General features: G+C 53.3%; 19 protein-coding genes. 12 read left to right on the plus strand and 7 right to left on the minus strand.

Annotation, left to right across the window (positions count from 1 at the left end):
* The first annotated feature begins 1 nt into the window (after position 1).
* The 4 genes from ABD949_RS01620 to ABD949_RS01635 all read left to right on the plus strand — a co-directional run bounded on the left by ABD949_RS01620 (position 2) and on the right by ABD949_RS01635 (position 5,901).
* Positions 2–3,154 (plus strand): efflux RND transporter permease subunit, encoded by a 3,153-nt coding sequence (locus ABD949_RS01620; RefSeq protein ID WP_345239939.1) that lies wholly within the window; start codon positions 2–4, stop codon positions 3,152–3,154.
* Positions 3,155–3,161: 7 nt separating this feature from the next.
* A complete protein-coding gene (locus ABD949_RS01625; RefSeq protein ID WP_345239942.1) occupies positions 3,162–4,256 on the plus strand; it encodes an efflux RND transporter periplasmic adaptor subunit in 1,095 nt (364 codons plus the stop codon).
* Positions 4,257–4,394: 138 nt separating this feature from the next.
* Positions 4,395–5,087 carry a DNA repair protein RecO gene (gene recO / locus ABD949_RS01630; RefSeq protein ID WP_345239944.1) on the plus strand — a complete coding sequence of 231 codons (693 nt, stop codon included), beginning with the start codon at positions 4,395–4,397 and terminating at the stop codon, positions 5,085–5,087.
* Between the two features lie 256 nt (positions 5,088–5,343).
* Positions 5,344–5,901, plus strand: a complete 558-nt coding sequence (locus tag ABD949_RS01635; RefSeq protein WP_345239947.1) for a fasciclin domain-containing protein — start codon at positions 5,344–5,346, stop codon at positions 5,899–5,901.
* Positions 5,902–6,014: 113 nt separating this feature from the next.
* Here ABD949_RS01635 and ABD949_RS01640 read toward each other — a convergent pair whose 3' ends face one another.
* The 3 genes from ABD949_RS01640 to recJ are packed head-to-tail and all read right to left on the minus strand — an operon-like array spanning position 6,015 to position 8,942.
* Positions 6,015–6,377, minus strand: coding sequence for a cupin domain-containing protein (locus ABD949_RS01640; protein WP_345239949.1), 363 nt, complete (start codon positions 6,375–6,377; stop codon positions 6,015–6,017).
* 20 nt (positions 6,378–6,397) lie between these two features.
* Complete coding sequence (lptB, locus tag ABD949_RS01645; protein WP_345239951.1) at positions 6,398–7,129, minus strand: LPS export ABC transporter ATP-binding protein; 732 nt, start codon at positions 7,127–7,129, stop codon at positions 6,398–6,400.
* A 58-nt stretch (positions 7,130–7,187) separates the two neighbouring features.
* The gene (gene recJ / locus ABD949_RS01650) at positions 7,188–8,942 is read right to left on the minus strand and encodes a single-stranded-DNA-specific exonuclease RecJ (protein WP_345239952.1); all 1,755 of its coding nucleotides are present in this window, start codon (positions 8,940–8,942) and stop codon (positions 7,188–7,190) included.
* 42 nt (positions 8,943–8,984) lie between these two features.
* Here recJ and ABD949_RS01655 point away from each other — a divergent pair, with 42 nt between their 5' ends.
* Together ABD949_RS01655 and guaB are read left to right on the plus strand one after the other, a co-directional pair.
* Positions 8,985–9,404 (plus strand): DUF2141 domain-containing protein, encoded by a 420-nt coding sequence (locus ABD949_RS01655; RefSeq protein WP_345239953.1) that lies wholly within the window; start codon positions 8,985–8,987, stop codon positions 9,402–9,404.
* A 114-nt stretch (positions 9,405–9,518) separates the two neighbouring features.
* Positions 9,519–10,991 (plus strand): IMP dehydrogenase, encoded by a 1,473-nt coding sequence (gene guaB, locus ABD949_RS01660; RefSeq protein ID WP_345239955.1) that lies wholly within the window; start codon positions 9,519–9,521, stop codon positions 10,989–10,991.
* Between the two features lie 39 nt (positions 10,992–11,030).
* On the opposite strand, the gene ABD949_RS01665 is transcribed toward guaB, so the two are convergent.
* Entirely contained in the window at positions 11,031–11,771 is a 741-nt protein-coding gene (locus ABD949_RS01665) for a metallophosphoesterase family protein (RefSeq protein ID WP_345239957.1), read from the minus strand.
* Positions 11,768–12,595 carry a nucleoside triphosphate pyrophosphohydrolase gene (gene mazG / locus ABD949_RS01670; RefSeq protein ID WP_345239958.1) on the minus strand — a complete coding sequence of 276 codons (828 nt, stop codon included), beginning with the start codon at positions 12,593–12,595 and terminating at the stop codon, positions 11,768–11,770. The genes ABD949_RS01665 and mazG overlap by 4 nt, the downstream gene beginning before the upstream one ends.
* Before the next feature lie 110 nt (positions 12,596–12,705).
* Here mazG and ABD949_RS01675 point away from each other — a divergent pair, with 110 nt between their 5' ends.
* From ABD949_RS01675 to ABD949_RS01695, 5 genes are all read left to right on the plus strand, one after another.
* Positions 12,706–13,986, plus strand: a complete 1,281-nt coding sequence (locus ABD949_RS01675; RefSeq protein WP_345239960.1) for an MFS transporter — start codon at positions 12,706–12,708, stop codon at positions 13,984–13,986.
* An 81-nt stretch (positions 13,987–14,067) separates the two neighbouring features.
* A complete protein-coding gene (locus tag ABD949_RS01680; RefSeq protein WP_345239962.1) occupies positions 14,068–14,787 on the plus strand; it encodes a DUF1361 domain-containing protein in 720 nt (239 codons plus the stop codon).
* The gene (locus tag ABD949_RS01685; protein ID WP_345239963.1) at positions 14,780–15,148 is read left to right on the plus strand and encodes a diacylglycerol kinase family protein; all 369 of its coding nucleotides are present in this window, start codon (positions 14,780–14,782) and stop codon (positions 15,146–15,148) included. The genes ABD949_RS01680 and ABD949_RS01685 overlap by 8 nt, the downstream gene beginning before the upstream one ends.
* A gap of 38 nt (positions 15,149–15,186) precedes the next feature.
* The gene (locus ABD949_RS01690) at positions 15,187–15,831 is read left to right on the plus strand and encodes a hypothetical protein (protein WP_345239965.1); all 645 of its coding nucleotides are present in this window, start codon (positions 15,187–15,189) and stop codon (positions 15,829–15,831) included.
* Positions 15,831–16,127, plus strand: a complete 297-nt coding sequence (locus ABD949_RS01695; protein ID WP_425576715.1) for a winged helix-turn-helix domain-containing protein — start codon at positions 15,831–15,833, stop codon at positions 16,125–16,127. Before ABD949_RS01690 ends, ABD949_RS01695 begins: the two co-directional genes overlap by 1 nt.
* Before the next feature lie 67 nt (positions 16,128–16,194).
* Here ABD949_RS01695 and ABD949_RS01700 read toward each other — a convergent pair whose 3' ends face one another.
* Together ABD949_RS01700 and ABD949_RS01705 are read right to left on the minus strand one after the other, a co-directional pair.
* Complete coding sequence (locus ABD949_RS01700; RefSeq protein WP_345239968.1) at positions 16,195–16,917, minus strand: hypothetical protein; 723 nt, start codon at positions 16,915–16,917, stop codon at positions 16,195–16,197.
* Positions 16,918–17,081: 164 nt separating this feature from the next.
* Positions 17,082–17,543, minus strand: a complete 462-nt coding sequence (locus ABD949_RS01705) for a 3-oxoacyl-ACP synthase (protein WP_345239970.1) — start codon at positions 17,541–17,543, stop codon at positions 17,082–17,084.
* Between the two features lie 98 nt (positions 17,544–17,641).
* Between ABD949_RS01705 and ABD949_RS01710 the strand changes: the two genes are divergently transcribed.
* Positions 17,642–18,778, plus strand: coding sequence for a cysteine desulfurase family protein (locus ABD949_RS01710; protein ID WP_345239972.1), 1,137 nt, complete (start codon positions 17,642–17,644; stop codon positions 18,776–18,778).
* The last annotated feature ends 644 nt before the right edge of the window (positions 18,779–19,422 follow it).

The raw sequence follows: 19,422 nt of genomic DNA on the forward strand, positions 1-19,422 counted from the left end.
CATGATTCGCCTGATCCAGCAAGCTCTCCGTAACCCCATCACCGTGCTGGTGGTGCTGGTTGGCCTCATCGCAGGGGCCATCGGCACCATCCGGAAGATGCCCATTGATATCTTTCCTAACCTGAGTTTACCCACTATTTACGTAGCGCAGCCCTACGGCGGCTTGTCTCCGCAGCAGGTAGAGGCCCTGATTACGTCTTATTACGAGTACCACTTCCTCTACGTTACCGGTATCAAATACGTGGAGAGCAAATCGGTACAAGGCGTGTCGCTGCTGAAATTGCAGTTTCACGAGGGCACCAATATGAGCCAGGCCATGGCGGAAGTGGTTGGGTATGTAAACCGGTCGAGGGCGTTTATGCCGCCGGGAACGGTACCGCCGTTTATCACCCGGTTCGATGCCGGCAGTGTCCCGGTCGGGCAATTGGTATTTACCAGTTCATCGCGGGCGCTGGGCGAAATTCAGGACCTCGCGCTGTTTAAGGTCCGACCCATGTTTTCCACCTTACCGGGCGTATCGGCTCCCCCGCCGTTTGGGGGTAACCAGAAAACGGTGCTGGTGCGCGCCGACCCCGAACGGCTCCGCAGTTACAACATTTCTCCCGATGAGCTGATTGCCGCTATTGCCAAAGGCAATACCATCAGCCCGGCCGGGGCGCTGCGGGTAGGTAACCAGCAGTTGATTACGCCCCAGAACACGATGATCGACAACATTCGTGAGCTGGAGAGTATTCCGGTACAGCCTGGTTCGGGACCGGCCGTGTACGTCCGGGACCTGGCGCAGATTGAAATGGGGTCTGATATGACCACCGGCTACGCCCTCATTAACGGCAAACGCTCGGTGTACCTGAACGTATCCAAACGCGCCGATGCCTCTACCTGGCAAGTGGTGCAGGCCGTCAAGAAAGCCCTGCCCGACATGCAGGCGGCTATTCCGGAAGACATTGGCGTATCATATGAGTTCGACCAGTCGGGTTACGTAATCAACGCCCTGAAAAACCTGCTGACCGAAGGTGGCCTCGGTGCCATTCTGACGGGCCTGATGGTGCTGCTGTTTCTGGGCGACGGGCGCAGCGCCCTCATTGTGGTCATAACCATTCCGCTGGCCTTGCTGGCCGGGGTAATCGGGCTTTACCTGACCGGTCAGACGCTGAACCTGATGACGCTGGGCGGACTGGCCCTGGCCGTGGGTATTCTGGTTGATGAGGCCACGGTAACCATCGAGAATATTCACCGGCATCAGGAAATGGGGCAACCCAAGAGCCGGGCCATATGGGACGCAAGCCGGGAAATTGCCTGGCCCAAGCTGCTGATTCTGCTAAGTATCCTGACCGTCTTTGTGCCGGCCCTGTTTATGTCGGGAACCCCGCGTGCGCTGTTCCTGCCGCTATCGCTGGCGGTTGGCTTTTCTATGATTGCCTCGTTTTTTCTTTCGCAGACCTTTGTGCCGGTGGCGGCCAACTACCTGCTGAAAGATACCGTGTCGCATACCGGCACGGAGCGGTTTGAGCGGTGGCAAACCCGCTTTCGCCGGAGTCTGGAAACGCAGCTCCCCCGGCGACGCTGGCTGGTGCCGGTTTATCTGTTCGTTACGATAGGCTTAGCCGTTGTCCTTTATACCGGACTTGGTACCGATATTTTCCCAAAATCCAACACGGGTCAGTATCAGTTGCGGCTGCGGCTGGCGACCGGCACCCGCATCGAGCGCACCGAAGATGCTACGCACCAGGTGCTGGAAGCCGTTCACCGCATTGCCGGTCCGGGTGGGGTAGCCATCACCTCGGCGTTTATCGGTACGCAACCGTCCAGCTACCCCATCAACACCATTTACCTGTGGACGAGCGGACCGCACGAGGCTGTCCTGAAGGTTAACCTGACCGATAAGGCTGCGGTCGATACGGATGTTTTTGCCGAAAAACTGCGGGAAGAAGTAGCGAAGACCATACCGGGGCTTCAGCTCTCCTTCGAGCCGGGCGACCTGGTCGACCAGATTATGAACCTGGGTTCCACCAATCCGGTGGAGATTGCCGTAGTTGGCAAGAACCTGGCCGAAGGCCGTCAGGTAGCGGCACGGCTTCAGCAACAGCTAGCCGGTATTCCGTACCTGCGCGACGCTCAGATTGCAACCCCTTTGGATTACCCGAGCCTTCAGTTGACCATTGACCGCGTTAAGGCGGGACAGTTGGGCCTGACAACCGGCGAAATCGGGCAGTCGCTGGTCACAGCCACCTCCTCCAGCCGGTTTGTGCAGCCGAATTACTGGATTGACAAAGCGGCCGGTAACGCCTACCAGGTTCAGGTGGAGGTACCACCCTACCAGTTGCAGCAGCCCGAAGACATTGAACAGATTCCCGTGCGTTCCGGCGTCCAGAGTGTCGCCTTCAGAGAAGTAGCCGACTGGAAACGGATCACCAGCGTCGGCGAGTACGACCGGCTGAACCAGCAGCGTTTTGTTACGCTGACGGCCAATGTGGAGCAGGAAGACCTGGGCCGGGCAGTAAGCGACATCCGCCGGGCCATCGGTAACCTGGGCGAACTGCCTAAAGGTCTCAAGATAAATCTGCGGGGTCAGGCTGAGTTGCTGGAGCAAACCCTGGGCGAATTGCAGTCGGGCCTGATGATTGCCGTGGGCGTAATTTTTCTCCTGATGGCGGCTAACTTCCAGTCCCTGCGGCTGGCACTGGTGGTGCTTTCGACGGTACCGGCGGTGATTGCGGGTTCGCTGCTCCTGCTCTGGCTAACCGGCCAGACCCTGAATATTCAGTCGTTTATGGGCTGTATCATGGCCCTGGGGGTTGCAGTGGCCAACGCCATTCTGCTCGTCACTAATGCCGAAACTTACCGCCGTACGGATAGGGATCAGATTCCGGCCATACAGGGTGCTACCGCTCGCCTGCGGCCTATCCTGATGACCAGCCTGGCCATGGTCGCTGGGATGATTCCGATGGCCAGCGGACTGGGCGAAGGGGGTGAGCAAACCGCTCCGCTGGCCATCGCCGTGATTGGTGGGTTGCTCTTCTCGACGCTCAGCACGCTCTGGATATTGCCGCTGGTATACCAGGCCGTTATTGGCCGGCGGCCGGCGGTCAACGCATCGCTGGACCCCACCGACCCGAACAGCCGTTATTTTGATGCCTCTTCCCAACCTGTATAAACCGCGTATGCAACCGATAAAATTTTGCCTTATACTTCTTTCCTGTTACGGCCTTCTCCAGACGATGTCCGGCTGCAACAGGCGCTCTGAGACGGCAACGACGCCAACCACCCAGGGGCCCGACTCGGCTAAGGTAATCGTCCTTCGTGCCGAGTCGGTGCGCAAGGACATCAGCCTGCCGGCCGAATTACACCCGCTTGAGCGGGTCCAGATTTACGCCAAAGTGCCGGGGTTTGTTCGGCGCATTCCGGTAGACATCGGCTCTCGTGTTTCGCACGGTCAGTTGCTGGCCGTACTCGATGCCCCGGAGTTGGCGTCTAAAGTGGCCGAAGCCAATGCCAACGTGCAAACCGCGCTGGCCCGCTTTCAGAACAGCCAGGATCTGCACCGGCGGTTAGCGGCTGCGCGGCAGGGTGCCGGAGCCGTATCCGCCCGGGAGGTGGAAGTCGCCCGGAATCAGATGCGGGCCGACAGTACCGGCTGGGTATCAGCGCGGCAGATGCTGCGCTCCCTGCGCGACCAGCAGGCCTACCTGACCTTAAGGGCTCCGTTTGCGGGCGTAGTGACCCGGCGTACGGCCGACCCCGGTGCACTGGTGGGCAGCAATCAGCCCCTGCTGGAGATGGAAAATAACCGTACGCTGCGGCTGCGGATAGCCGTTCCGGAAGCGTTGACGGGCAGCGAGCTTCCTGCCCGGAAGCTCGCCTTTACGGTGAAAGCCTTTCCCGGTAAGCTGTTCAACGGTACCCTCTCCCGAAAGTCGGAAACGATTGCCCCCCGCACCCGAACCGAAACCTGGGAATTCACCGTCGATAACGCCAACGGGGAACTGAAAGCCGGGATGTTTGCGGATGCCCGCATGGGGGTAGCCCGGAGCCAGCCATCGTTTCTGGTACCCCCTTCGGCCGTGGTTACCTCACAGGAGCGCCGTTTTATTATCCGGCTAACCGATGGCCGCACCGAATGGGTCGATGTCAGTCAGGGTATGGGCGTCGGCGATAAGGTCGAAGTGTTTGGCCCACTGGCCGAAGGTGACATCGTTCTTCAGTCGGCCAATGAAGAAATTAAGCCGGACAAGCCGATGATTGCGCTAAAACAGTAACCTTTGGTGGCCACTCAACTCGCAGAACTTCTCCGGAAAATCCGTAGTTTAGTAAATGGGTGACGATATGGAGCATGCGGCATACACCCTGCCCCTGGCCCCATGCCGTAACGACGGACCGCCCCAGCCCCCTGCTCCATGCTACAGAAAACCCGAGGAATTTCCCTGAGCTATATTCGCTACCGCGAAACGTCAATCATTGCCCGCGTCTATACCGAAGAATTTGGACTGCAAAGCTACATCATCAACGGCGTCCGGTCGGCCAAAAATAAGTCCAACAAAATAGCCCTGTTTCAGCCGCTGACCCTGCTGGATATGGTGGTCTACTACAAAGACGACCGTGACCTGCACCGGCTGTCGGAGGTAAAAACCATTCATCCGTTTCAGAGCATTCCGTTTGAGGTAGCGAAGTCGAGTATGGCGCTGTTTATAACCGAAATCCTGACAAAATCCCTGAAAGAAGAAGCCGGTAATCCGGTACTATTTCGATTTCTGGAAGATTCGGTATTGTTTCTGGAAGAAGCACAGAGCAGCTACGAAAACTTCCACCTGGCTTTTCTGCTGAAGCTATCGTTTTTCCTGGGCTTCGGCCCCGAAAGCGCCCGCGAGTTTGAAGGGCAGTTACAGGAACATTCCTACCCATTTCTGCGCAACGAATCGACCACCGCAGCGCTTAACACCTTCCTGCGTCTGCCCCTCGGCACCCCGGTTCGCCTGACCCGCGCCGACCGCGCCGATCTGCTGGATGCCCTGGTAGCTTACTACCGCCTTCACATCGACAGCGTCGGCGAAGTCAAATCCCTGCCGGTGCTGCGGGAGGTGCTGGGTTAGAGCAGCGTCTCGGCCTGTCATCGGAGGATTAGTAGTCAGCAGCGATCTCTGTAATTTTACGTTTATTTTATCCTGCCCAATAGAGATTGTGCGCGCAGCAAACAAATAAAAAAAGCTTACTTAGTTCATAACTGCTTTTCAATTTTATTTTGTTTAACTTTTGTTAAACAAAATAAAGTGAGTTAAGGTTAGTAGTACTGTACATCATTCTCTTGTTCACTACCAACTTTATAATTCACCATTAAAAGCTTCTTGTATGAAAAAAGAATTATTCGCCGGCGTAAAAGCTTTATCTGTTTTCAAAATTGCTCTCGTGCTAAGCATTGCCGTTCTGGTTTCGTCGTGTGACCGCCAAGAGCAGCTGCAGCCCGCAGAAGCAAGGGCTGCCTCCAAAAGTATTGTCGACGTATTGGGGGGGAGTAGCCACGCTAACGCCCGCGCCAAAAAGCCAACCTTCAGTACCCTTAATGTAGCGCTGGCTCGTACCGGGCTGGCCAGTGCCGTATCTTCTAACCAACTGACGGTATTTGCGCCTACCGACGAAGCTTTTGCTGAGTTGGGTCTGTATCCCAACAACGTAGCGACTGCTTTACCCATTGAAACCCTCAAGAGCATACTACTCTACCACGTAGTGGCCGGTAAGGTATACAGCACTGACCTTACTACCGGACCAGTACCAACACTCCTGGGACAAACAGTTATGGTTGACCTAACCAGTGGTGTTATGGTTAACGACGCTAATGTCATCGTAGCGGATATTGAGGCCCGTAATGGCGTCATTCACGCTATCGATAAAATTCTGATGCCGAATTAGTAGATAAGGCTTTTATCCTAAGTAATTATGTAGAGAATGGTACAAGAAAAAACGCCGTGGGGAAAGGCTACCTTTCTACCACGGCGTTTTTTTTAGGGATAGTTCACCCAACACTAGTAGTCGCGATGCACCGTATCGGGTGAAAATGCCGGCAGACAAACCGCAATGTATTCAGCGCCTTCCGGCTCCGGGCTACTGTAGCGAATCCACTCACCGGGGTATGCCACCACAGCCTGTCCGGCCCGTACCTCCAGTGAGCCACCGTCATACTCCACCCGCACCATACCTTTCAGGACCACCGTGATTTCTTCAAACTCTGGTCGCTGCCCCGGCTCTTCCCAGCCGGCCGGCGACACCATCCGGGCCACGCTGACGTTGCTGTGGTTGCTATTCACCCGGCCGGCGTACTCTTCTATCCGCTTCGGCTTATTGCCGGCTGCTTCGATGATGGTAGGTTGTGCGAGTAAGGTGGGCATAACGCTTCACTCTTAATTCTTTAGATTTTCCGTTTGAGTTCAAAATGCTGGCCGAGGTAGAGCCGGCGAACCTGCTCATCATTAGCGAGTTCCTCGGCGGTGCCCTGCTTGAGAATCTGGCCCTCGAACAGCAGGTAAGCCCGGTCGGTGATCGACAGGGTTTCGTTTACGTTATGGTCAGTAATCAGGATGCCGATATTCCGGTGCTTGAGCCTGGCCACAATGCTCTGAATATCTTCTACCGCAATAGGGTCAACGCCCGCAAAGGGTTCATCCAGCAGGATAAATTTTGGATCAACCGCCAGCGCTCTGGCAATCTCCGTCCGCCGACGCTCCCCGCCCGAAAGCACTTTCCCCTTGTTTTTACGAACGTGGCCCAGGTGAAATTCTTCCAGCAGGCTTTCAATCTTCTCCCGTTGTTCTGCTTTGGAAAGACTGGTCATCTCCAAAACGGCCTGAATGTTCTCTTCGACCGATAAGTCGCGAAAGACCGACGCTTCCTGTGCCAGGTAGCCCAGGCCCAGCCGTGCCCGTTTATACATAGGCAGCGCTGTTATATCAATATCGTCAATGTATACCTTGCCGCTGTTAGGCTTAATCAGGCCCACGGCCATGTAGAACGATGTGGTCTTACCTGCTCCGTTTGGTCCCAGCAGTCCAACAATTTCGCCCTGTGCTACCTGGTACGAGACATTGTTGTTGACCAGCCTTGAGCCGTATTTTTTAATTAAGTTCTCGGTTCTTAAAATCATGGCCGTTTAGTCAATGGTCGATAGGTAGTGCTTTTGCCTAATGGATATCAACTAAACACTATTGACTACATTTTATATCCTTCAGATGGAGTTGTAACGACGAATTACCGTTGTAGTTGTTCTCTTCGACCTGATAACAGATAGAAAAGGGTTTGTTGTGGCGCAGGCACTGGATGAGCGGCTCATGCCAGCCGGACAGGTTAAAACCAACCGCCTGAAATACATGCCCTGAACGCCCCTGCCGTACGTTGATTCGGATGTGTTTTTCTTTCATCAGCACCGGCAGACCCGCCAGGTACACATCCTCCGTCATAAACATGGGTTGGAGGTTTTGGGGACCAAAAGGCGACATTTGCCGCACAATGTTGTAGAACTTCCGGTCTATGGCGTCGAAATCGAGCGGGAGGTCAATCTCGACCATGGGGGTCAGCTGCTCTTCGCGAATCCGGCTGGCAACAACCTGCTCAAACTTTTTCTGAAAAGCCGGAATCTTATCAATGCTCAGCGTAAGGCCGGCCGCAAAGGTATGCCCCCCAAACTGTTCCAGTAAATCGGAACACGCTTCAATCGCTTCGTAGACATCGAAGCCTGGCACCGACCGCGCCGAACCGGCCGCTTTATCCTCGTTCGATTTGGTCAGAATAATCGTCGGGCGGTGAAACCGCTCAATGCAGCGGGAGGCTACAATACCAATCACGCCTTTATGCCAGCCCTGATTAAACAGCACAGTACTTTTTGCACTCCGCAATACCTCATCTCCCAGAATCATCGCCAGGGCCTGATCGGTAATATCCTTGTCGAAGCCCTGGCGGCTCTTGTTATGCTCATTGATCTTAAGCGCAAATTCGTCGGCCTCCACATCGTTCCGGGCGAGCAGGAGTTGCACGGCGGCTTTGGCGTGCTCGATGCGACCGGCGGCATTGATCCGGGGACCTAGGCCAAACACAACATTGTTGATGTCCAGATCTTTGGTAAAGTTAGCAATTCGGGCGAGCGCCTTCAGACCGGGACGCGGTGACGCGTTCAGCCGCTTGAGCCCGTAATACGCCAGCACCCGGTTTTCGCCGTTGATCGGTACGATATCCGACGCAATGCTGACCACGACCAGATCGAGATACCCATAGAGGTCGTCCAGGGGAAGATTGCGGAAGAGACAAAATGCGTGAAGCAGCTTGAACCCAACGCCACAACCTGTCAGCTCTTTGTAGGGATAGGCACAATCATCGCGCTTTGGGTCCAGCACCGCCACGGCGGGCGGCAATGCTGCACCCGGCCGGTGATGGTCGCAGATGATAAAGTCGATGTCCAGTTCGGCGGCTTCAGTGACGCGGTCGATGGATTTGATACCACAGTCGAGACTGACGATCAGGGTAAAGCCGTTTTCGTGCGCCCATCGGATACCCTGCTTCGAAATGCCGTAGCCCTCCTTGTACCGATCCGGAATGTAGTAATCGACGTTTGGGTAAATCGTTTTCAGAAACCCGTAAAAAAGCGCTACCGACGTGGTGCCGTCTACATCGTAGTCACCGTATACCAGAATCTTTTCCTGACGAAGCATGGCGAACTGCAGCCGTTCAACGGCCTTCTCCATGTCCTTCATCAGGAAAGGATCGTGTAAATGCGTAATTTCGGGACGGAAGAACGTTCGAGCCTCGTCAAAGGTATGCACGCCCCGCTGCACAAGCAGGCTGGCCATAAACGGATTCACACCCAGGGAACGGGTCAGTTCCTCAATCGCTTTCCGCTGGGCAGGTGCATCCGGAAAAGGTTTTACAATCCAACGTTTGGATTTCGGCTCGGGCTGTGCAATCATAAATGCTAAGATAAATTCGTTTTACGAAAAACCGCCTGTCTTATGTTCTTTTTCATTGCGCTCCTGAACGCACTGCTGCCCGCCAAAACAACTGCTCCCCAAAAAATACCATTCACGGTCGAGGTGCAGAATATCCGGCAACTCACTGGCAGTGTTCACATTGGCATTTTTCGCTCCTGCAACGATTTTCCCGGCAACTGCACGCCCACCGACAACCAGATTATTTCCGCTAATCAAAAAAATATTCGCGCTACGTTCCTGGTCGAACCCGGCGACTACGCGGTAGCCGTGTATCAGGATGTTAATGCCAATGGAAAAATGGACAAAAAGATGTTTGGTATCCCTAAAGAGCCTTACGGCTTCAGCAACAACTTCAAGCCAATGTTTTCCGGTCCCACCTTCGCCGATTGCCGGGTCAGGGTCAGTGCCGACGGCAAGCAGATTACCATCCATCTTCTTTAAGACGCCTGTTTAGGCAAGAAGGAACGAAAAATCCTGTGAATCTGAAAAATCCGGTAAATCCTGGTTTAGTTTTCGTATCTTTGTCCGGCAAATAAGACAACCTGATTATTTGCCATGAGCTTAGACTCCGCCAAGTTTCTCTACGAGGCACTCACCTACGACGACGTTCTTCTCTTACCTGCCTACTCGGAGGTTCTCCCACGCGACACGCAAACCACTACCCAGCTTACCCGCAACATCCGCCTGAACATCCCGCTGCTGTCGGCTGCCATGGATACGGTAACGGAGTATGAACTGGCCATTGCGATGGCGCAGGAAGGCGGTATCGGTATTATTCACAAAAATATGTCGGTTGAAGCGCAGGCGGAGCAGGTTCGCAAGGTGAAGCGGTCCGAAAGCGGCATGATCATCGACCCGATTACACTCAGCGAAGGCGCAACCCTGGCCGACGCGCATCAGATCATGCGCGAATTCAAAATCGGGGGTATTCCGGTCGTCGATGCGTCCAACAAATTAATTGGTATTCTGACCAACCGTGACCTGCGCTTTCAGCGCGAAATGGCAAAGCCGGTCACGGAGATCATGACCCGCGATAACCTGATTACGGCGCGGGAAGGCCTGACGCTGGACGAAGCCGAAAGCATTCTGCAGCAATATAAAATTGAAAAACTGCCCATCGTAAACGACCAGAACCAACTGGTCGGTTTGATTACCTACAAAGACATCCTAAAGAAACGAAGCCACCCGAACGCCTGCAAGGATGAACTCGGCCGGCTGCGTGTCGGTGCGGCCGTTGGCGTAACGCCCGACCTGACCCGGCGTATCGAAGCGCTGGTAAAAGCAGGTGTCGACGTGATCAGTGTCGATACCGCTCACGGTCACTCCAAGGGCGTTATGGATGCTGTACGGGGTATTAAAGAGCGTTTTCCCAAACTCGATGTGATTGCGGGTAACGTCGCTACGGGTGAAGGAGCCAGAGCGCTGGCCGACGCCGGTGCCGATGCCGTGAAAGTAGGTGTTGGACCGGGTAGTATCTGTACCACCCGTATTATTGCCGGTATCGGTATGCCGCAACTGACGGCCGTACACGAAGCGGCTAAGGCACTCGAAGGCACCGGTGTTCCGGTTATTGCCGACGGGGGCATCCGCTTCTCGGGCGACATTACCAAAGCCATTGCCGGTGGGGCCAGCACGGTCATGATCGGCTCGCTGCTGGCGGGTACCGAAGAAGCCCCCGGCGAAGTAGTATTGTACGAAGGTCGCCGGTTCAAAACGTACCGGGGCATGGGTTCGGTCGAAGCCATGGAAGAAGGCTCAAAAGACCGCTATTTCCAGGATGCCGAGGATGATATCAAGAAGCTGGTGCCGGAAGGTATCGTCGGTCGTGTGCCCTACAAAGGCCGGGTGTCGGAGATTGTTTACCAGTTGGTCGGCGGTCTGAAAGCGGGTATGGGCTACTGCGGAGCGAAGGACATTGATGCCCTGAAGCAGGCGAAGTTCGTAAAGATTACCACCGCCGGCTCCCGCGAAAGTCACCCGCACGATATTTCAATTCAGAAAGAAGCCCCGAATTATTCGGTGAAATAAATAAAAGCAGAAAAGCCCGGGACCCGGGCTTTTCTGCTTTTATTTATTTCCATCCAGATAATACACCGTACTCGTTACACCCTCCGGTGAGAGGTTGATTTCACGGACGCCAATGCGGTAGTGGTCGATAATCATCTCTACAGGGTCATGTTTCATCTGGAAGAACAGTGACGGCGTAATGAGTACCGAGAGATTATCCTGAAGAACGGCTTTCTCAACATGATAATGCCCGCAGGCAATAGTAACACGGCCGGAGAGGGCCTTGAACATGGAAAGAATGTCGTCGCTCTGCCGGAAGGGGTAATTCGTGTCCATATGGCCAACACCAGCCAGAACAGGAGGATGGTGCATGAACAGCAGCATATTTTTACCAATAGCCTGCAAATGTTCCCGCAGCCACGTCATCTGCTCCGGTGAACAGTACCCTTTAGCCGTATCCATGAATACGACGGGGTAACCACTCAGCGGAAAGGCATAATAAATTTCATTACCTTTCAAGGCATGGGTAAGATCCAGTTCATCGGCCATCATTACGGGATCGTCGTGGTTACCGGCAATGGGATAAACCGAGTAGGGCAGCGGGTCCAGTTGCTGCTTTATCCATCGATAAGCTTCCCGGTCGCCCCTCTCGTAGCACAAGTCACCACCCAGCACAACGCAATCGGGTTTGATTTCCGGCAAAAAGGCTAAGGCATCCCGAAAGTTCTGGCGTACATCGACCCCAAGCGGTTTTTCTCCTTCAGCCCCGATATGCAGGTCCGTCAGGAAGGCAATTCTCATAAGATCCGTTTGGCCTCCTCCCAGTACACGTCCATTTCGGCCAGGGTCATATCTTTCAGGTTTTTACCAGTAGCTTTTGCCTGCTCTTCCAGATACTGAAAACGCTTGATAAACTTTTTATTAGTCCGCTCCAGAGCCGTTTCGGGATTTATGTCGATGAAGCGGGCGTAGTTGACCAGCGAGAACAATAGATCGCCAAACTCCCCTTCGGCTTTCTGCCGGTCAATGTCTTCGTTACGCTCTGCATTAAATTCGTGCTTGAATTCCTGCATTTCCTCCTCCACTTTTTCCCATACCTGCTGCTTCTCTTCCCAGTCAAAGCCCGCTCCCCTGGCCTTCTCCTGAATACGCATAGCCTTCACCAGCGCGGGCAGCGACTGCGGCACACCGCCCAATACGGAGCGGTTACCTTCCTTGAGTTTGAGTTGCTCCCAGTTCTGCTTTACTTTCTCCTCGGTATCGGCCACCACATCGCCGTAAATGTGCGGGTGACGGGCAATCAGCTTTTCGCAGATGCCATTGAGCACGTCGGCGATATCGAAGTGATTCGTTTCGGAGGCAATGCGGGCGTAGAAAACCATGTGCAGGATCAGATCGCCTAACTCTTTTTTAACTTCGTTGAGGTCATTTTCCAGGATGGCGTCGGAGAGTTCGTAGGTCTCTTCGATGGTCAGGTGGCGGAGGGTGTCCATGGTCTGCTTACGATCCCAGGGGCACTGTTCGCGCAGTTCATCCATGATGGTCAGCAGCCGGTCGAAGGCCAGCAACTGCTCCTGCCGTCGGGATGGCATGTTTTCTATTTGTTGCTTCAGGTTGTTCATCATAAGGTGCAAAGTTGCCGATTTTTAACCATAAAAAACACAGTTTACCCGGTTCCGGAAAACCGCAGAATACCATTATTGAACTTTCTTTGCGGGTCATCGTAACAAAGAATATGAAGGGTGAGGGCTCAGCGCGCCAGCTTTCGCTGACGACTATATTTTTTACAGTTTTTCTGGATCTGGTAGGTGTAGGCATCGCTATTCCGATCATTACACCACTCATGATTCGCCCGGAATCAGGTGTCTTACCGATTGCCTACCCGGAAGAGCAGCGAACGATTTTGCTTGGCTTCCTGATTGCGTCTTTTTCTATTGCCGGCTTTTTTGGCGGACCGCTGCTGGGCGCTCTATCGGACCGGTACGGCCGCCGGCCGCTGTTGCTGTTTTCGCTGGTGCTGACCCTAGTAGGCTATCTTGTTTTTGCCCTGGGTATTCACCAGCGAAACATCGCTATTCTGTTTCTGAGCCGGATTATTTACGGCCTTGGCGGAGGTAACGTTTCAATCATTCAATCGGCCATTGCCGATCGCAGCGATGAGCAGACCCGCACCAAAAACTTTGGGCTTATTGGCGTAGCCTTTGGGTTGGGTTTTATCATTGGGCCGTTTCTCGGGGGAGTTCTGTCCAACCCGGATATGGTCTCCTGGTTTAGTTTCGAAACGCCCTTTCTGGCTGCTGCGCTCTTATCGCTTATCAACATCCTGCTGGTTTACCTCAACTTCCATGAAACCCTGCCGGCCCCGGTTCACCGCCCGGTTACGGCCTTAACCGGATTCCGAAACCTGAAAGAAGCGTTCGCCAATGATCGGCTGCGGGTCCTGTTCCTGGGGGTATTCTTCTATTCGCTGGGTTTTAACTTTTACACGCAATTTTTCCAGGTGTTTCTGGTGAAACGGTTCGATTACAACCAGGTACAGATCGGAAATTACTTTGCTTTTGTCGGCCTGTCGGTTGCCTTTATGCAGGGAGCGGTTGTTCGCCGGGTAGCCAGGATATATACCCCCCAACAGATTCTACGGGTGAGTGTGCTGGGACTGAGCTTCGCGCTATGGCTGTTTCTACTGCCTCAGCAAAGCTGGCAACTCTTTTTGATTGTGCCGGTGCTCGCCGTGTTTCAGGGGCTAACCTCGCCCAACTCAACATCCCTGGTCTCTATGAGCGCCACGACACAGGAGCAAGGAAAAATCATGGGCATTAATCAGTCGGTATTATCGGCCGCCTTTTCCGTGCCGCCCATTATTGCGGCTTATATCGATACCATTAGCATTTACCTGCCTATTATCGTTGCCGGTTTTATGGTACTGATTGGCTGGTATTTCTTCTACACGTTTATCCGCTCACACGCCAATCCGCCTATTAATCCGGAAGAGCTCGCGGAGGAGGCCAATTTGTAGGCTTTCGTCGCTGGTTCCAAAATAAACCTTGACAGCTACCTTGTTTCTTTATTACTTTGTATTACAAAGTTCTTTATAGCTATGCATACACACCACGCTACTTCCTTTCAGCGCTCCTCAGGCGAAGGGCTCACCGCACTGGCACTGCTTACGGTTACGGGCTTGTGTATGGTCACGGCGAGAGGCTTTTTTACCGGAAACTGGTGGTTATTTACAATGCTTACCTGGAACCTGGCGCTGGCGTGGTTTCCGCTGGGCATTATGCTGGTCCTGCGCGATCTGGTGAAGGCACGGGTGGCGAACCGGTGGTTAAGTGGTCTGGCGCTGGCTGGGTGGCTGGTGTTTCTGCCCAACGCTCCGTATATCATTACCGACCTGTTCCACATTCGGAGCGTCGGTGAATCGCTGCTCTGGTTTGATACCCTTACGTTGTTTCTGTTTGCGCTGACGGGCCTGCTGGCCGGATTGTATTCTACCCTGCTGGTTCACCGGTACCTGAATGATGGTACACAACCTGCTTTGGCCTGGCTGGTCGTTCTGGCAGCGCAGGGATTATCAGGCTTTGGTATATATTTGGGCCGGTACGGCCGGTGGAATAGCTGGGATATCCTGACACACCCTGATTCGCTACTGGTTGCGATTGGCCGAGCTATGCGGGACCCAATGGTACTGAAACTTACCTTGACGTATGGGGTTACATTAGCGTGTCTGTACCTGGCCTTTTATCTGTACGGCTTGCGCTCCCATGTAGCGGCTCGCCCGATGCGTTACCTGTTCGACAATAGTGCGCTGAATGATTAACATCCGTAAAGTATTTCGCAGTTTTCGCTTTGCCTTTCGGGGTATTTTTGATCTTTTTCTATACGAGAACAATGCTAAAGTACATCTGGTCGCGGCCGTTGCCGTAGTGGCGCTGGGTTTCTGGCTGGACCTTTCCACGGTTGAATGGGCCATTATTCTGTCGCAGATAGGGCTGGTCTGGATGGCTGAGGCTCTAAATACGGCGCTCGAAAAACTGGCCGATGTGGTATCGCCGGAGCGCCATCCGGGAATTGGAGCCGCCAAAGATATGGCGGCCGGGGGCGTGCTGATGGTTGTCATTATGGCCGTAGTGGTTGGGCTGATCATTTTTGGCGGGCGGCTTTATGCCTTATTGTTTTAAAGACTCATTTACTCATTTATTTCTTTTTCTGTACCAGTATGTACGAAAGCCGGGAGCATTTACAAACCCTGACCGAGATACGGAGCCTCATGGAGCGCTCCTCCAAATTTTTGTCTTTGAGCGGACTTTCCGGCGTATCGGCCGGCGTTGTTGCGCTGATCGGAGCGGGTATTGCCTACGTACGATTACAGACCGGCTGGCTTAGTTTGTTAAGCCACGACGCCAACTCAACCCTCAGCGGTTCGTCGCGCCGGGAGCTACTGACCTTTCTGCTCGCCGACGGCCTGGTCATGCTGATTTTAGCGTTTGCGGTCGGCATTTTTTTCACCGTCCGAAAAGCCCGGCGACAGGGCCAGACGGTCTGGAACGCCACCTCTCGGCGACTACTGTGGGCAATGGCCGTACCGCTGGTAGCCGGTGGCGTTTTCTGCCTGGCCATGCTCTACCACAACCTGATCTGGCTTATCTTTCCGGCTACCCTTATTTTCTACGGCCTGGCCCTGCTTAACGCCAGTAAGCATACGCACCGGGATGTGGAATACCTGGGGATGTCGGAAATTGCGCTCGGTTTGCTGGCATTGTTTCTGACAGGCTATAGTCTGCTCACCTGGGCCATCGGCTTTGGGTTGTTGAATATCGCCTACGGAACGGTCATGTATTACAAATACGAAAAACCGGCTTGATGAAAGAACTGCTGACAGGATTTAACAAAGCATTTGAAAGCAAGGCAAGGCTCGGCATTATGTCGGTGCTGATGGTGAATGATTCGTTGAGCTTTAATGAGCTTAAAGAGTTGCTTACCCTCACCGATGGCAACCTGGCTACGCACCTGCGGGCATTGGAAGAACAGGGATTTCTTATCGTGAAGAAACAGTTTGTCGGCCGCAAACCTAATACTACTTATACGGCCACTGAAGTCGGCAAGAAGGCCTTCACCGACCACCTGAATTCATTAGAGGAATTCATCAAGAGATTATAATCAGGTTGAAAGCGGACCAGGTTAGTGAACCTCGACTGGTCCACCTAATCAGTCGGAAAGGACTCAGTCAGTCAGAAAGGACCCTTCTTTTTAAAACAACCGGCACGCAGACGACGGTTGAGCGCTTGACCACTGCTATAGGTGTGCTACTCGCCGGCTTGGTTTCTACGATTCGGCAATCAGCCTCCGGCCCAGTTTTATCCACAAACTGCTCAGCAGGTACTACATTACCACCTGCGGGTTGCCCGGAGCGCGAATAAAAACTGTTTCCTACATTCAACGAGAAAACCTGGTCGGCCGCCTTAATGAATGGGTCATTCGCAGGCAAAGGGCTAACTGGACCGAAACAGCCGTTACCGCTGAAGGTGAATAAAGGAACTGCTACCCCAGCCTTAAATTGGCCATAATCTGTTTCTGTAGGAAACTTACCGATAACGTAATAGGCAAAAGCAGGGTCAAGGCCAACGTTGCCCCAATTCTGTTTTGCCTGACCCGGCCCTAACTTCAGCGGTTGCTTTTCCCAGGAGCCCTTTATATCCTGAATATCGCTGATGATGAAAGCGGCTGGTACCTTAAGCGTAAACTGAGCCGTAGCGCCCTTCTCTATTACACTGCTGTTATTTGGGTTGGGTAAATTATAATCTGGTACAACCCAGGCCGTATAGCGACCCGAAGCTGGTGTATACGTAACTTTATAATGTATCGTATTAGAAGCTCCCCGTTGACAATACCCTGACGTGATTGACAATCCGTAACCAATCCAGAATATTATTTGCAGAAAATGCTTCATATGCCGCGTAGCCATCAGGGGTTTTACTACAAAAACTATGCAGATATAACGACAGTTATTTTTCCGTCACTTAGATGGCTCATCACAAAAATAGACGTATGCAGGGCATAAAGGTTAAATAGACTCATGCTGGCTCATAATTATTGTGTAACAACTCTTATCAGCTACCCAACATCGTTAATCCGGTACCACCGATTATTAAACCTAATCTCCTCCCCCACCTTCCGGTTAATCAATCCAGTTCCTATAGGAGACGCTAGTGAAATCGCAAAATAGTCGACGCCATCCAGGGAAATCTTTCCCGCACTGATACTGATAAAGAAATTCCCCTGGTCAGTAATAACCAGACTACCCCGCTGCACCAATTCATAGACGGCTTCTACGTTGATTTGCTCCAGGTCTTTCTTCAACTTTAACGCTTCGGCGAGTTGGGCAGCACTCATGTCGCGCTCCCGCTGGGCCATAGCCCGACCGGTCTCGTATTTGTCCCCCGCGCTGCTTTTGGTTTCGGAGTTGGCCGCTTCCTGAGCGGCTTCCATCGAACTCCGGGCTGTTTCGATGCGTTGTTCTACGTACGCCAGGCAGCGGGCGTACAGTTGTGCTTTGATTCGTTTAGCGTCTGTCATTCTGTAGTTCTGGGTGAGTGACAAAATAGTTAACTTGTTTTCAACCATATAAATTTCCGAACTTCGGCAGATGCTGTAGCTTCACGTACGATCGATCTATGAATTACCCGGCCTACTTCGACTACAACGCCACCACTCCGGTTGACCCGGCGGTGCTGGAAGTAATGCTGCCTTATTTCAGTATGCACTTCGGCAATGCGGCCTCGCGCACGCATGTGTTTGGCTCAAAAGCCGAAGAAGCCGTTGCCAATGCCCGAAAGCAACTCGCCCGCCTGCTGGATGCCGACCCGAAAGAGATAGTATTCACCAGCGGAGCCACGGAGTCAATCAATCTGGCGCTGAAAGGTGTTTGGGAAGCAAATCGCCACCGGGGTAATCACCTTATTACGGTCAGCACGGAGCACAAGGCGGTGCTGGATACCTGCGACCATCTGGCTCAGTTGGGCGCCGAAGTCACCTTCCTCCCGCCCGACCAGGAAGGGCTTATCACCGCTGAGCAGGTGGAAGCCGCCATCCGGCCCGATACCCTGCTGGTGTCGGTGATGCTGGCTAATAACGAAACGGGGGTATTACAGCCCGTTCAGGCCATTGGCGAGGTGGCGCACAAACACGGCGTTCTGTTTCATACCGATGCAACGCAGGCGGTAGGCAAACTACCCATTTCCTGGGCGAATAGCCCCATCGACCTATTGAGTCTGTCGGGCCATAAGTTCTACGGGCCTAAGGGCGTTGGAGCTTTACTGGCCCGCAAAACCGTCGCGCTCACGGCTCAGCAGGACGGCGGCCGGCACGAACGGGGCCGCCGGTCGGGTACTTTAAACGTGCCGGGTATTGTTGGTCTTGGCGAAGCCGCCCGGCTGGCGCACCTTCACCTTCCTTCCGAGAAAGACCATATTGCTGCGCTGCGCGACAAACTGGAAGCCGGCATCCTGAGCCAGCTACCGCAGACATCGGTCAACGGCAGTCGGCAATACCGCTTACCGAATACCACCAATATAGCCTTTGCGGGTGTTGATGGTGAATTGTTGCTGCTATCCCTGAATGAGATCGCCGTCTCCAACGGCTCAGCCTGTACGTCGGCCACTACCCTCCCCTCACACGTGCTAAAAGCGATGAGGTTATCCGACGATTTAGCCTATAGTTCGGTGCGATTCAGTCTGGGCCGGTTCACTACCGAAGAAGAGGTGGATACCGCCATCCGGCACGTCGCCAGGGTCGTTAATCAGCTCTCTTAACCGGAAAACACCTTTGTAAGTATACATTTCAGAGACAAAAGGTTAATAGATTAATCTCCACCAAATTAGCTGGGTATCAGGTAAAATAAGTAGTCGCAAAAAAATTTCAATAATTTTAGATTAAACATAAACAATCAGCTATTTTTAATGGTTTCTCAGGCAGCTTAATACCCTACCGTCTACCTACGTAACTTGATGAAACCTTTAACAGAAACCTCATGCACCGCATGCGGTAAAGCTGCTTCACCGCACAGAAAAATTCCAGGTCGCTGGTCCTCCACGGCGTCGGGTCTGCTTATCCTGTTTTTGCCCAAATGCCCATTTTGCGTAGTGGCCTATACCAGTTCAATGGCCATCTGCGGAGCCCCGTCCGTTTTACAGCATCATACCGATTGGGGTGCCTGGCTGGCGGTAGCCTTAGCGCTCATTTGTATCTACAGCCTGGTGAAAAATTACCGCGGTAAAGGAACCCGGACAGCGATTGTCATCGCTTCATTCGGGCTGTCTCTGCTACTCGTTGGCCTCTTGATACCCAACTCGATGCGTTGGTATTATAGCGGAGCAACCCTTCTGTTTGTTAGCAGCATCTATAATGGTCCCGGCTACAAATGGCTGAACCATACACGCCTGATACGTCGATTCCC

It is taken from the genome of Nibrella saemangeumensis (assembly GCF_039541915.1).
Taxonomy (GTDB): domain Bacteria; phylum Bacteroidota; class Bacteroidia; order Cytophagales; family Spirosomataceae; genus Nibrella; species Nibrella saemangeumensis.